This window comes from Candidatus Firestonebacteria bacterium RIFOXYD2_FULL_39_29, from assembly GCA_001778375.1.
Lineage (GTDB): Bacteria > Oederibacteriota > D2-FULL-39-29 > D2-FULL-39-29 > D2-FULL-39-29 > D2-FULL-39-29.
Map to the genome: position 1 here is coordinate 15,246 of MFGV01000040.1, position 13,270 is coordinate 28,515.

Genomic DNA, 13,270 nt, shown 5'->3' on the forward strand with positions numbered 1-13,270 from the left:
ACACCGGGCGGGATATAGAAAATATATTATCCGGCTCCTTGTTGAGGAAAAAGAATGAAGAAGATAGTATACCTGATAACCATATTCGCAATGGCTGCCGGAAGCAGCAATGCTGCATTTGAGGACAGACCTGCAGCCAGACCTTCCGGGTTGGGTGATGCTTTTACGGCAATGTCCGGGGATGTTTCTACAATGTTGTATAATCCTGCCAATCTTTCTGATTTAAAAAACATGGAAATATCTTTGACATATTCCAGAGAGTTTTTGGGAATAGACTATGACGGGTTAAATAACGGTTTATTGTGTTTTTCCTCGCCTATTACAAGGTTTGTAACAGCAGGTATAAGTTTTCTGTATTTTAGTTCTGATTTGTATAAAGAAAGTACTTTGTCGTTAGCTGCAGCCTGCAAGTTTAACCTGTTTGGGTGTCCGGTTTCTATAGGCGCGACAGGAGAGCTTCTTGGTCTTTATTATACTGCAAATGCTTATACTGCCTTTGACAATTTATTTTTGAAAAAAGGAATGGAAAAAACCTTGTCCAATTTTGCGGCGGGAATAACTTTAAAGCCGGTAAATGGCCTGACTTTAGGATGCCTGGTTGATAATATTTTGCGACCGGATATATCGTTGTCAGGAGATGGAAGCGCAATAATGCCGAGAGAAATAAGAGGCGGGATATCCTATAAATCAGGTAATTTTACGCCGACAGCGGACGTAATTTATACATCAGGTAAATTTGATCTATGCGGCGGAGTAGAATATTGGAGCGATAGTAAAATATTTGGATTAAGATGCGGCGCAAATTCCGGTGAAATTACTTTTGGTGCAAGTTATGTTGTTGGCGAGATAGAAATAGATTACGCGTTTATATATCCTGTTAATTCAATAACCGGCACCTTTGGTTCTCATTTAATATCTCTGGATTGGAAGTTTATCGAAAAAGAAAAAAAAGAAGAGAAGTCCGTAGAGAAGAAGAAAGAAAAGAAGTAAAAAATTAAATATATGAAATTGTCTGCTTTTGAATTTAAACCATAGAGAAAATAATGATATTTTACATTTGAATAAATCGGAAAGTATTATAGTCAAAGGCTTCCTGGAGTATTAATAAAGTTAAAACTGAAACAATTATTAACTTGACGATTTCAGAAAAAAATGATAATAATACATTATGAAGTCCATTCTAAATAAAGTATTTTGTGTCTCAATAATAGCATTTGTCCCTGTTTTTACATTTGCTACGACTTGGACTCAGACTACGGATTCTGATTTTTCACCCGGTACGTTTTCAAATTCAGAAATATCTAATACCGGAACTGCTGCAAATGTTTCGCTTACCGTGTTAACTTCAACTCAGATAGGGTGTTCTTTTATTGTTGAGGGAACCGCCGGAACTCAATTCCCTCTTGACAGTTCAACACGTTTTTATTCAATAAGATTTACATCGCATAATAATCAAACACCGCTCAGTAAAATTCATTTATGTGTATATTTAGCCGGAAGTCCCGCTGCAACCTATAGAGTCGGGATACAAACGGATAATGCAGCAACACATAAACCAAGCGGCGCCTGGTATGATTCTGTAACAGTCGATTCAAGTTCGATAGGTTCTAACGGTTGGATGTCTGTAACTTTAGGCGGTACAAAAAACCTGACAAGCGGCACTATCTATCATCTGGTTGTAGCCTATGACAGCGGGACTGTTCCTGATTCTACCAATCACATGGGTATATATGGAACTGTTCCACAAATGGGAATGACTTCTTTTGATGAAACAAAAGATACTTATTTGACTGTTTTAGAAAGTACAAACGGGGGGACGACTTGGACTGATAAAATATCCCAGCCTATGTATATCATAGAAGGCGGGGTAGAAGAAGGCAGTGTTTATTTTAAAGCCACTTCTGATTTAAAGGTTTATAGTAATAACTATTTGGGCGAGATAATAACTATTCGAAATACCGACAAGACATTAAAGAGGATTTCGTTTAGAGTTAAAGCCAATACTGCATCCCCGGAAGATCATTTATATGCGGTTTTAGAAGATGTTACCAACCATAATGAGATTGAAGCAGTAAAGCTTGTGGATAAAAATAGCGCAAGCACATCTTTTCAGTGGTATTCAGCGGATTTTACAACGCCAAGAACTTTAAAGCTGGATACCTCTTACAGGATATATTTAAAATCTCCAAGTTCAACAAGCTCAAAATATTATTCTCCATACAGGGTTGAAGGCTATAATCAGGTTTACTGGGATGCCGATCAGTTGACATTTGACGGTACAAATTCTGTTTACACCGAAAATATTGCGGGGGCCGGATGGGATGAAAGTTTTCCAAGATACGATATTTTGTGTTATTTCTCGGATGTAACTTATGCGACAAGCGGTGAATATACTTCGATGATCCTTGATGCAGGAGCCGCGGCATCTTTTAGTTCAATATCCTGGACTCCTACAGATCAAATGTTATTTACTTCCTTGAAAATTCAAATTGCTTCAAGTAATAGTGAATCAGGACCGTGGAATTTCTATGGTTCAGACGGTACCACTACCGGGTATTATGCAAATGCGTCCGGAGAAATAATAAATGCGCAGCACAGCGGTAAAAGGTATCTGAAGTATAAAGCCGTATTTTCCACATCCGTGAGCGGAAATACCCCTGCATTGGGAAGTGTTTCGATAAATTATACGGCAAGAACAATGCCCGGGACAGATTTGCAGACTTTGTGTTATCCCGTTCCTTATTCACCTTCAAACGGTAACATGTCTATAAGTTATATTCTCGCGTCAAATAGCATGGTAACCATAAAAATTTATTCTGCGTTAGGAGATTTGGTGCGTACTTTTAACTATGAGGCCGGAGTTGAGGGCGGAAAGGGTGAAGTTAGCGGGTACAGCAACAAAGTAACCTGGGATGGCAAAAATGGAAGCGGAATGGGAATATCCAGCGGTGCTTACTTCTTGCATGTTGTTGCAGAACCTTCAGACGGCACTGCAAAACTTATAGAAAAAAGAAAAATAATGGTGCTGAGGTAAATGAAAAAATTAATTATTGTATACATACTGATTTTAGTAAGCCTCGGGTATTCTTATGAATCAGCCGACAATAGCGGCGGATTTTTAGGTGAATACCTGTCTTCTTTTGGAAGCAGTGCAAGGATGCTTTCTCTGGGTGGAGCGTCTTCCGGGCTGACAAAAGATGCATCTTTGTCATATTCAAATCCGGCAAGTATTGCGGATGTTGTAAGTAAACAAATTTCTGTTTTTTATGCTCCGCTTTTTACGGGTGTATCGTTTAATTGTATCAGTGTCGGATATCCGATTGCGGATGGTTCAGTCTTAGGCATCTCCAGGGTTTCATTAGATACAGGCACCATTGACAGGACGGATAGTAATGGAAATTTGAACGGCGCCGGCACTGTTAATGAAGCCAGTTATATTTTTAGTTATTCCCAGCAAATATCCCCGTTTCTGTTTCTTGGCGCAAATCTTAAGATTGCTGCTATCACAATAGATATATATTCCGCCATAGGATATGGAGTTGATGTTGGAGCCATTGTAAAGCCTCTGCCTTTTTTAACATGCGGCGTGACAATTCAAAATCTCCTGGTTCCCCGGATCACTTTGAGCCGGGAAGCGGAAAGTTTTCCTACAAATTTAAGGTTAGGCGCGGCTTACGAACTTTTACCGGGACAACTTACTTTGGTTTCCGATGTTATGTTCATGAATGTTCTACCTGACGGCAGCAAGTATTCGGACGGATACAAAATGGCGATCCGCTGGTTTGAAGGCGCAGAATATAAGTTAGTGGATAACATATGTGTCAGAGGCGGGATAAATTATAAAGAAATTACTACAGGGTTTGGATATGAGACCAAGGATTTTGGTATTGATTATGCCGTAGGTTTTCATTCGCTTGGAATAAGCCACATGGTAAGCTTGACTGTAAGATTCGGGATGCTGCTAGCTGAATCCGAAAGATGGATCGTACAAAAGGAAAAAGAAGTTAACTTTAGATTCTATTTTAGCAGGGCACTAAAAATGTATAATGAAAAGAATTATAACAAGGCAAGAGAAGAAATAGTTTTGGCCAAACAAATCATACCTGACAGCCAGGAAGCGGCTGATTTACTGGCCCAAATGGATAATGTAGAAAAAGCCACAAAAGCCAGAAGTATTATTGAAAAAGCATTTGAGGACCTGGATACGGGTAAGGAAACTGAAGCAAAAGAAAAATTGGCAGAAGCAAAGCAATTAGATCCTTCGATTATCGCCAAGCTGGAAGATGAACTCCTGAAAAAAGCGGACGAATTAAGCAATGATAAAAAATATGAAGAAAGCAAAAAAACAGTCGGAAGGGTGTTGTTTGTCAATCCTGATAGTACGTTCGCGCAGGAACTATTTGAACAATTACAGTCTATAATGGAGTTTGTAAAATGAGAAAACTTGGTATTGCTGCGGTTATTTTATCATTATTTTATTTGAATGTGTTTGCAGATCAGACCTCTGATGTTTATTTTCATAGAGGCATACAGAAGTATTTAAAGAAAAATCTTGACGGCGCGATAGTTGATGTAGAAAAAGCCATAAGCTTGGGGTCAACCGAAAAAAAAGTATCGGCATTTCTTGTTAAAATGCTTCTGGAAAGAGGAGTTGTGCTGTTTAAAAATAAACAGTATCAGGATGCGCTGGAATATTTTGAAAAAGCAAAGAAATACGATCCGGAAAATAAAGAAATAGAAAGTGTTATTGAAAATGTATCAGAAAAATTAAAACCGGTTGCATCTCCGGTCTCAGCTGTTACTTATGAAAGAGTGGTTGTACAGGATACGGTAACGCTTGATTTGTTGAAATCCGTTCAAAATCAACAGGATAAACTTATAGGTGCCATTACAAAACCGAATGAACTAATAAGGCAGATACTTGCAAAATCTGATACTGAAAGAAAAGAACTTATAAATATGCTTGATAAGAAAAATGATTCAATGGTGGAGACAATAAAATCAATAGTGTTTTACGGCGCGGTCGGATTGATTGTTGTAATAATCATCGTGGTTGGGCTGATTTATTTCGTTTCTGTAAGAAGTTCTTTAAGAAGAGAAGCGATAATGATGAAACAGCAGGAAGCTATCTTAAATGTAATGATGCAGCAGCAGGTAGCATTATCGCAAGGATCCTCTCTTTTGCGGTTGTCTGACGGAATGCAGTCTTCGGGAGGATTTGTAACTCCAAGATTGATGTTGAATGATCCGAATCCCAGGGTGAAAGCCAAAGCTATAGAAATAGTGGATGCGCAAATGATCAGTGAAAAAGAAAATCCTGATGTAGCCGAAAAAATATTAAAAGAATTTTTAGAGGATAAAAATAACCGTGTAAGGGCAAATGCCGCAAAAGCACTTTTTAGATATAAACCCGAAATGGCATTAGAGACCATAAAAGAGATGTTTAAAAGCAATGATAAATGGATGCAAATAAGCGCTGCTTGGGTTTTAGGCGAGTTGGAAGGATCTAATGAAGCGGCAGAGATTTTACTTGATAATATAGGCGCTTTGGAAGAAAGTCATTATAAGCAAAGAGTGATTAAGTCTTTAACGAAATTAAACCAATCAGAAAATTCATTACCCGATGAAACTCAAAAGAAAATCAAGAAGGCCATAGAAAAAATCAGTAAAGATATAACAATTCAGACAGTGTAAATATCCATATGGTCAGATCACTCCTTATCTTGCTCGGAATAAAAGGTATGTTTTGTGTAATTTTATAAAATTTACAACTAAAATGTTTTGAAATAGCCGGATTACTTTTAGAAAGAATATTGTCGTTAAGCATGGGGAAAATTGGAGGAAAATATATGAATAAAATGAAAGCAGCTGTAATTCACGGACCTTTTGATTTACGCATAGAAAAAATAAATATACCAAAGATTGATAATGACAGTTTGTTGATAAAAGTAAAAGGCTCAAGTATTTGTAGTTCGACTGATTATCATATATATGACGGCAGCTATTTAAAATATAATCAATCGATAAAAACTCCTCATGTTTTTGGCCACGAATTCAGCGGGCAGGTAGTTAAGACCGGAAAAAACATCAAAAAATATAAAATTGGAGACAGGATTGCCTTAGGATGTAAAATTGGAGGTATGGATGGTGCAGGATTTTCGGAATACTGCAGGATCTACCCTTCCCGGATGTTTTCAATGGATGTATTAAAAAAGAATCTGAATTATGAAGAAGGTGCGTTACTTGAGCCGCTATACGGTGTACTGGCTTCTGCTTATTCTTCCGAGATAAGGCCTGCCGATAAAGTTTTAATTTTAGGTGCAGGTACAATAGGGCTGCTTCATTTACAGGTTGTAAAAAACATGCTTGCCGGAGAAATTATTGTGGCGGATGTATATGAAAACAGGCTTAAAAAGGCAAAAGAATTAGGGGCTGATTTAGTTATAAATACAAAAGAAAAGGATTTAACCGGGACGGTAAGAAAATACTGCAATGAAGTGGATTTGATTATTGATGCGGCAGGAACTGATGACCCTGGACTTTTCAACATAACTATAGAATTGTTAAAAGCAAATGGAAGATATATGGTTTACGGACATGCAACAAAACCTTCTCAGGTAAATATGATAAGAATAGCTTCTAAGGGCGTTAAAGTTGTTGGGGTTGCTTACGCGCATGATAGAATGATCCAGCTCGGAAATAAACTGGTTTCTGAAGGCAGGATTAATCTTAAAACCCTCATAACGCACCGCATTAAACTCGATGATTTGGAAAAAGGCATTAAGAAATGCAATCAGGAGAAAGATAAAGTTATAAAAATGATGGTAAAGTTTTAGTAAGGGAAATAATTGAATCAGGATACTGTCTGCGAAAGAGTAAAAAATGAAATTTAATAAAATATCGAAATACTTCTTATTCTCAATTATAATAGTATTCTTCCTGGTTGTTCTTTATTATATAATTGTGATATTTAAAGCAAGAATAGATACGCCTTTAATTATTGAAAAAGCTTTGAAAGAAAGTAATATAACTTTGAAGGTTAGTGATCTAAATAAATGGCAACTGGATGCATTACTGGCAGTTGAAGATCCGGATTTTTATAAGCATAACGGTGTAGATATTAAAACTCCGGGTGCGGGACTAACGACAATTACCCAGGGTCTGGTTAAGAAATATTATTTTGTTTCTTTTAAACCGGGTATAGCTAAAATAAAGCAAACTTTGATTGCCTTGTTCGCTCTAAATCCTTTGGTCTCAAAAGACGATCAGTTAAAACTATTCATAAATAATATAAATCTTGGTAATATTGACGGTAAAGAAGTTCTTGGATTTGACAATGCGGCAAAAGTGTATTTTAAAAAATCTTTTAATAAGCTGACCAAAGACGAATATCTTTCAATAGTTGCAATGATAATAGCGCCTGAAACTTTTAATATAATCAAAAACCCGAAGGCTAATGCTAAAAGGACTGAAAGGATAAGAAAAGTTGTTTCCGGAGAGTATAGGCCAAAAAGCCTTATGGATATATATTATGGTGAATTGGACAAAGAAGAACAAAAAGGTCTTGCTCCAGCATCATATTATCCTTCATTGTACAGATAAAATCAAGATAAAATCAAAGGTTTACAAAAAGTAATATTTTTGCTAACATAACAGGAAAGTAATTTGAGTGGGCTTATGATTATCTTTGGCCCGAAAAAAGAGAGGTAATATATGTTTGACAGGTTTCTTCCGAAAGAATATAATTTTTTTGGTTTACTTGAAAAACAGGCGGATTACGCAGTAGAGGCGGCTAAAATATTCAAAGAAGCCGTTGTGACCGGCTCTATGAGCGAAGAAACATTAAACAAAATGCAAGAGGTAGAGCATCAGGGAGATGACGTTACTCACTCCATACTTGATCAGCTGGATAAGACTTTTATAACACCTATAGACAGGGAAGATATCCATGCTCTTGCTAAGGAGATGGATGACATCACTGATATGCTCTGTACTATATCCAGCAGGATGAGAATCTATAAAATATCCAAAGTTGATAAACATCTTGTGGAATTTGGTTCTATAATTGAAGAATCCGTCCTTGGCGTGCTTTGTGCGATCAAGGGCCTTCGCGACCTGAAAAATGTCAAGACAATATTAAAGGCTTGCGTGGAAGTTAACAGGCTGGAGAATGCCGGTGACAAAAAGCGAGATGAGGCACTTGTAGAACTCTTTGAAACTGAAAAAGATCCTATTGCAATAATTAAATGGAAAGAAATTTATCAGGAAGCAGAGACTGTCCTCGACATTTGTGAGGATGTTACCAATATTGTAGAATCCATATTAGTGAAGAACGCTTAACAATGACGATATTTATTATTTTTCTGATACTGCTTGCGCTTGCCTTTGATTTTTTAAACGGTTTTCACGACTCGGCAAATTCTATTGCCACTGTTGTTTCTACCAGGGTTCTATCCCCCCGTTATGCTGTAATTTGGGCTGCTTTCTTTAACTTCGTTGCGTTTCTTTTTTTTGGTTTGCATGTTGCTAATACTATTGGAAAAGGAATAGTTGATATTAATGTAGTAGATCAATATGTTATTTTTGGAGCACTGATTGGAGCCTGCGGCTGGAATATTATAACATGGTATTTTGGTCTGCCTACGAGTTCTTCTCATTCTCTGATTGGAGGTCTCATAGGTGCCGGAATGGTAAAGGCTGGTCCCGGTGCGCTTGTAATGAGCGGTATAATGAAAACCGTTGCTTTTATTGTAATTTCTCCTCTTGTTGGGATGATTCTCGGGATTTTAATAGGTCTTATTGTTTACTGGGTTTTTAGAAAGAGCATACCTTCAAAAATTGATAATATATTTAGAAAAGGGCAGCTGGTTTCTGCTGCGCTTTATAGTATGGGTCACGGCGGAAATGATGCTCAAAAAACAATGGGTATTATTGCAAGTCTGCTTTTTAGCGCTAAAATATTAACCGGGGAGTTTTATATTCCTTTTTGGGTGATAATTTCCTGCAACGGGGCCATAGCATTAGGTACTATGTTTGGCGGGTGGCGTATTGTAAAGACTATGGGACAGAAAATATCAAAACTTAAACCTGTTGACGGGTTTTGCGCAGAATCAGGTGCAGCAGTTACCTTGTTTGTTTCTTCTGCTTTTGGTATTCCGGTAAGTACAACACATACAATAACCGGAGCAATTGTCGGAGTCGGTTCATTAAAACGCATGAGCGCTGTTCGCTGGGGAGTTGCAGGGAATATAGTATGGGCCTGGTTATTGACCATTCCCTGCTCTGCTTTAATCTCGATAGTCGCTTATCTTCTTATAAAGCCAAAATTATTTTAAAAGTACAAAAAGAATAAAAGCAATTATGCAAGGTTGTTTAATGGCGGAAGTGAAATATTTTTCAAAAGTGTAATCAGTGGAATCTTTTTCAAAAAGGAGGAGAAAGGCATGAAAAGAGCAGGGTTATGTTTTGCGGCGGTAATGTTGTTTGCGGTTTATTCTTTTGCTGAGGAGGCAAAACCGGCAGGAGAGGGGGTAAACAAGGAAGGTCTTAAAAAAGTGGAGTTAATAGGAGAGAAGAATATGACAACGGGTGAAGTAAAAGCAAAAAAAACAACGGCAACAATCAAAACGAATATGGGAAATATTGTAATAGAACTGTTTGCGGATAAGGCGCCAAAAACAGTCGCCAATTTTGTAAAATTAGCGGAAAAAGGATTTTATGACGGGGTCATATTCCATAGAGTAATACCGAAATTCATGATACAAGGCGGAGATCCTACCGGTACGGGAAGAGGCGGACCGGGCTATGCCTTTGATGATGAGTTTAACCCTTCTTTAAAACACAGTGAAGCCGGAATGCTTTCTATGGCAAACTCAGGACCGAATACTAATGGTAGCCAGTTTTTCATTACCGTAGCTCCAACTCCCTGGCTTGACGGGAAACATGCTATATTTGGAAAAGTAATTGAAGGGATGGATCTGGCAATAAAAATGTCAGAAGCAGCCACTTTACCCGGGGACAGGCCAAAAGACAAGATAGTAATGGAAAAAGTTACAATAAATACCCAAAATTCTAAATAAACAATGTGTATGTGTATAACAAATTGAAATTGATTTCTTAATAGAATTTTGGGATTGATGACACGGATGGAAAAAGAGATGTCACTGATAAAACAAAAGTAATTGACTAATAAAAAGAGCCTGCATAGAAACAGGCTCTTTTTAATTAATTATTGTTTAAACCGGATAAATTATCTCAATGCGGATTTTCTTCATCTTTGATACATCAGGGATCTCTGCTTTTTCTACCCGCTTGCCGTTTATTTTTATAAGCTTATTTTTTAAAGAAGGTTTCCGGCTGATTTCTATGGTTAGAGGAATCTTTACAAAATCTTTCCAGCTTTTTTTGCAGTGGATTATTCTCTTAAAGGTCAGGGTATTCTTAAGTTCTTTCGGTAGACGGGGTTCTATTTTCAGGTCAGGTTGTTTTGAATCATGAAGGGCAAGCTTGACTCCTGCTACCCTTTGAAAGAACTCAACGATCCAGTCTACGGTACCTGATAATCCAAAATACATGGCTTTGCCGAAATGAGGATCCTCCGGGTCTGAGACATAAGAAGTACAGGTTGTCTCAAAAGGGCCTGCCAGACTCTCGTCCCTTAATGCCGAGATTATTGGTTTAAACTGCTTCCAGGCAGTGTTTTCTTCTCCTTCTACTCCCAGGCGGAAGTAGTGCATGAAAAGCTGCGCGTGATGATATTCCCCGTTCTCCGCGGTTCCGACCGGTAATATCCCCATACGGCCCGCGTAATCCAATGACCTCTGATTATTTCCTATAGGAGTGGTGAAAAGCACCAGTCCGAGCCGGTCCCGGTAAAAAAGTGTGTCCATTGTCCGGAGAAGTTTCTTTATCATGTCGTTTGCGCCTTCCAGCGGGGTTAAATACTCTCTTTTTGTCCCGAGCATTTCAAGGCCGAAAGCCTGAGCAGTCAGCTCTCTCCGGTTCAATCCGTCGTAATCCCGGCCTTTCATAGAGCCGAGAGTATAACCCGTCTCGCCTTTTTTATAAGCAGGAACTTTTCCGTTTAACTTTAATTCATGAATGGCGCTGATAAAAGCTGCGGGAAAATCCCCTGTCCCGTCTTCCCATCCGAATTTTATTATATTTTCCCGGAGCCGGCCGGCAAAATATTTAAAATGGGAGAGATCTACCTGTACTTTATTTGTTTTAAGCAGGGAAACTGCCTTTTGTGTTTCAAACATATCTATTATTTCAATAAGAGTGCTGAAGAGATGGGCGGAAAGCCGTACCTGCGCTCCGCGGCCCTTTCCCCTGGTCGCCTCGTCCCCTATCTTTGAAGTGCCAAACATATCTATAGGGTCGCACCAGTCTCCGTATAGGATCTGGCATAAACCGTAAGGGGAATCTTTTACGTGCCTTTCAAAACAAAAAAGCACCTGTATGATAACTTCCGCGATAAGAAATGATTTTTCCCCGCCGACTATACCGGATCTTTCGGGAGTATCCGGAGTTGTAAGTGTTATTGTCTTTACTCTTTCGGCAAGTATGGAGATATCCCCGGTTTCTTTAATATACATGCAGACTGCGTTAAGCATCCATACAGGGCTGTCGGTATAAGGGCGGTTATCATTCATGACCATTTTGGCCCTGTCATTCCAGCGGCTCGGGAACTGGCGGGGGAACATTCCGTGAAGTTTTTGCCTTAGAGAGAGCGGACTTTTTAATTTGTCCGGGTCGTTTTTTACCGTCATATACATAAAGCTCATAGCATGAATAAGATCTGCTCTGACCTGGCCGGGATCCTCTTTTATCTTGGGCCACATATCCTGGGCTCTATCCCGGGTTCCTATTTCTATACCGTCTGCCAGCTTTGCCCCGTGAGCACGGCAATTTTCGTAAAGTTCCTTAACTCCGGTCCAGAGTGAGTTTGCATAAAGCGACACGATCTTATCGTTCGGCAGGTCAAGATCAAAATAGGGGGTCGTTTTAGCCTCTGTTTTTTTCCCGAGTTCCTCTGCACACTTTTTTGCATCTGGAGTATGCGCCAGTAGGGCTTTTGAGGCTTTTTTGTAGCTGTTAAAAACAGAAGCATATGTGGGAAGGGGGGCGGAAGAGTTCTTACGAAAATCCCTGATCTCCTCTTTGTCCATTATGTACATTAAACTTTGAAAGAGTACCGCTCCTTCTTCGGGCTTCAGATCGAATTCAAAAGCATTTGCCGCGATTGTGGGAGTGGCAAAACGGCTGAGTTTCTTCATGGAATCTTCATCTAAAAGCTTGCCCTGCAAAACTGCGTCAGGAAAAATAATATTTGCCGATGTATCACCGGCAAAGGCGGAATAGTCACAGGTTGAAAAAATCGGTTTAAGCTTCAACATGGAGGAAGACAGCCTTTTTATTTGCACAGCGTCGGAATAGGGAACAAAAGCAGAAACGACAGTTTCAGAAGGAGATACAGCAAGCCCTGAATCATACCAGATATCTTTATTGTACGCGAATCGCTGCGTTCCGTGTAAAGTATAATGCGTCAAAAGCTGCCCGGAAACTCTTTTTTTTCCGTGATTGATAATACAAATCTGCCGCATTAATGCCGGTCCTTTAGGTGTTTCCACAAAAGAAAGACGGATTGCAGTCTTAAGAAGAATTTCTTTTTCCGGCGCAAAAGAAGCGGTGTACCAGTAAGCGCGAAGGGGATCCCCGAGTTTTACCAGCCGACGTGTTTTGGGAGAAAGATTTATATTGTTCCTGGGATTCATAAGTGAAGCTATCCTTGTTTCTTTCCCGTCGAGGCGGAGCCAAACATTATTGGAGGGAGCGTTGATTTCTTTTTTTTCAGAAATATCAAAATGACTTTCGAGTACCTTGATTTCCATACCCGACGGGAGTTTTACCATAAATCCTGCAGAGCCATTTGACATAAAAGTTGCCGTTACAGCTCCTCGATTATCAACGAGGACGGAAGGACAGCCTTTCGGAGAGCGTTCGTAAATAACTTCGCCGTTTTTTCCGTAACCACCGAGAGTGTTTACGGGGTAAGCAATTGGCAGCGCCATGATGCGTTTTGTTTCAGAAATAAATGCTTTCAAAATAGCCTCCAAGGAAAAATATTATCTCTAAGCTATGATAATGAAAAAGTTTTTAAAAGTCAACACAGATAAAGCCAGCGATTCCGCAACAAGCAAATTAAGCCATAACTTTTGCACTGAAAAATCAAGGATTTTATTCTTTTGTGACCCGTGTTAATAATTAT

General features: G+C 38.9%; 10 protein-coding genes. 9 read left to right on the forward strand and 1 reads right to left on the reverse strand.

What is annotated here, in order from left to right:
* Positions 1-54 precede the first annotated feature (54 nt).
* From A2536_10705 to A2536_10745, 9 genes are all read left to right on the forward strand, one after another.
* Entirely contained in the window at positions 55-990 is a 936-nt protein-coding gene (locus A2536_10705; protein OGF46683.1) for a hypothetical protein, read from the forward strand.
* A gap of 178 nt (positions 991-1,168) precedes the next feature.
* Entirely contained in the window at positions 1,169-3,034 is a 1,866-nt protein-coding gene (locus A2536_10710) for a hypothetical protein (protein OGF46684.1), read from the forward strand.
* Positions 3,035-4,438, forward strand: a complete 1,404-nt coding sequence (locus tag A2536_10715) for a hypothetical protein (GenBank protein OGF46685.1) — start codon at positions 3,035-3,037, stop codon at positions 4,436-4,438.
* On the forward strand, positions 4,435-5,694 hold the full coding sequence (locus A2536_10720; GenBank protein ID OGF46686.1) for a hypothetical protein: 1,260 nt from the start codon (positions 4,435-4,437) through the stop codon (positions 5,692-5,694). Before A2536_10715 ends, A2536_10720 begins: the two co-directional genes overlap by 4 nt.
* 155 nt (positions 5,695-5,849) lie before the next feature.
* Positions 5,850-6,836 carry a hypothetical protein gene (locus tag A2536_10725; protein OGF46687.1) on the forward strand — a complete coding sequence of 329 codons (987 nt, stop codon included), beginning with the start codon at positions 5,850-5,852 and terminating at the stop codon, positions 6,834-6,836.
* Between the two features lie 46 nt (positions 6,837-6,882).
* On the forward strand, positions 6,883-7,602 hold the full coding sequence (locus tag A2536_10730; GenBank protein ID OGF46688.1) for a hypothetical protein: 720 nt from the start codon (positions 6,883-6,885) through the stop codon (positions 7,600-7,602).
* Positions 7,603-7,713: 111 nt separating this feature from the next.
* Positions 7,714-8,340 (forward strand): hypothetical protein, encoded by a 627-nt coding sequence (locus tag A2536_10735; protein ID OGF46689.1) that lies wholly within the window; start codon positions 7,714-7,716, stop codon positions 8,338-8,340.
* A 2-nt stretch (positions 8,341-8,342) separates the two neighbouring features.
* Entirely contained in the window at positions 8,343-9,335 is a 993-nt protein-coding gene (locus A2536_10740; protein ID OGF46690.1) for an inorganic phosphate transporter, read from the forward strand.
* A 243-nt stretch (positions 9,336-9,578) separates the two neighbouring features.
* A complete protein-coding gene (locus A2536_10745) occupies positions 9,579-10,079 on the forward strand; it encodes a peptidylprolyl isomerase (protein ID OGF46692.1) in 501 nt (166 codons plus the stop codon).
* Positions 10,080-10,235: 156 nt separating this feature from the next.
* On the opposite strand, the gene A2536_10750 is transcribed toward A2536_10745, so the two are convergent.
* Positions 10,236-13,106 carry a hypothetical protein gene (locus A2536_10750; protein ID OGF46691.1) on the reverse strand — a complete coding sequence of 957 codons (2,871 nt, stop codon included), beginning with the start codon at positions 13,104-13,106 and terminating at the stop codon, positions 10,236-10,238.
* Between the last annotated feature and the right edge of the window lie 164 nt (positions 13,107-13,270).

Coding starts and splice junctions, on each gene's coding strand:
- A2536_10705 (OGF46683.1), top strand. CDS start 55: ATGAAGAAGATAGTATACCTGATAACCATATTCGCAATGGCTGCCGGA.
- A2536_10730 (OGF46688.1), top strand. CDS start 6,883: ATGAAATTTAATAAAATATCGAAATACTTCTTATTCTCAATTATAATA.
- A2536_10725 (OGF46687.1), top strand. CDS start 5,850: ATGAATAAAATGAAAGCAGCTGTAATTCACGGACCTTTTGATTTACGC.
- A2536_10710 (OGF46684.1), top strand. CDS start 1,169: ATGAAGTCCATTCTAAATAAAGTATTTTGTGTCTCAATAATAGCATTT.
- A2536_10735 (OGF46689.1), top strand. CDS start 7,714: ATGTTTGACAGGTTTCTTCCGAAAGAATATAATTTTTTTGGTTTACTT.
- A2536_10715 (OGF46685.1), top strand. CDS start 3,035: ATGAAAAAATTAATTATTGTATACATACTGATTTTAGTAAGCCTCGGG.
- A2536_10740 (OGF46690.1), top strand. CDS start 8,343: ATGACGATATTTATTATTTTTCTGATACTGCTTGCGCTTGCCTTTGAT.
- A2536_10720 (OGF46686.1), top strand. CDS start 4,435: ATGAGAAAACTTGGTATTGCTGCGGTTATTTTATCATTATTTTATTTG.
- A2536_10745 (OGF46692.1), top strand. CDS start 9,579: ATGACAACGGGTGAAGTAAAAGCAAAAAAAACAACGGCAACAATCAAA.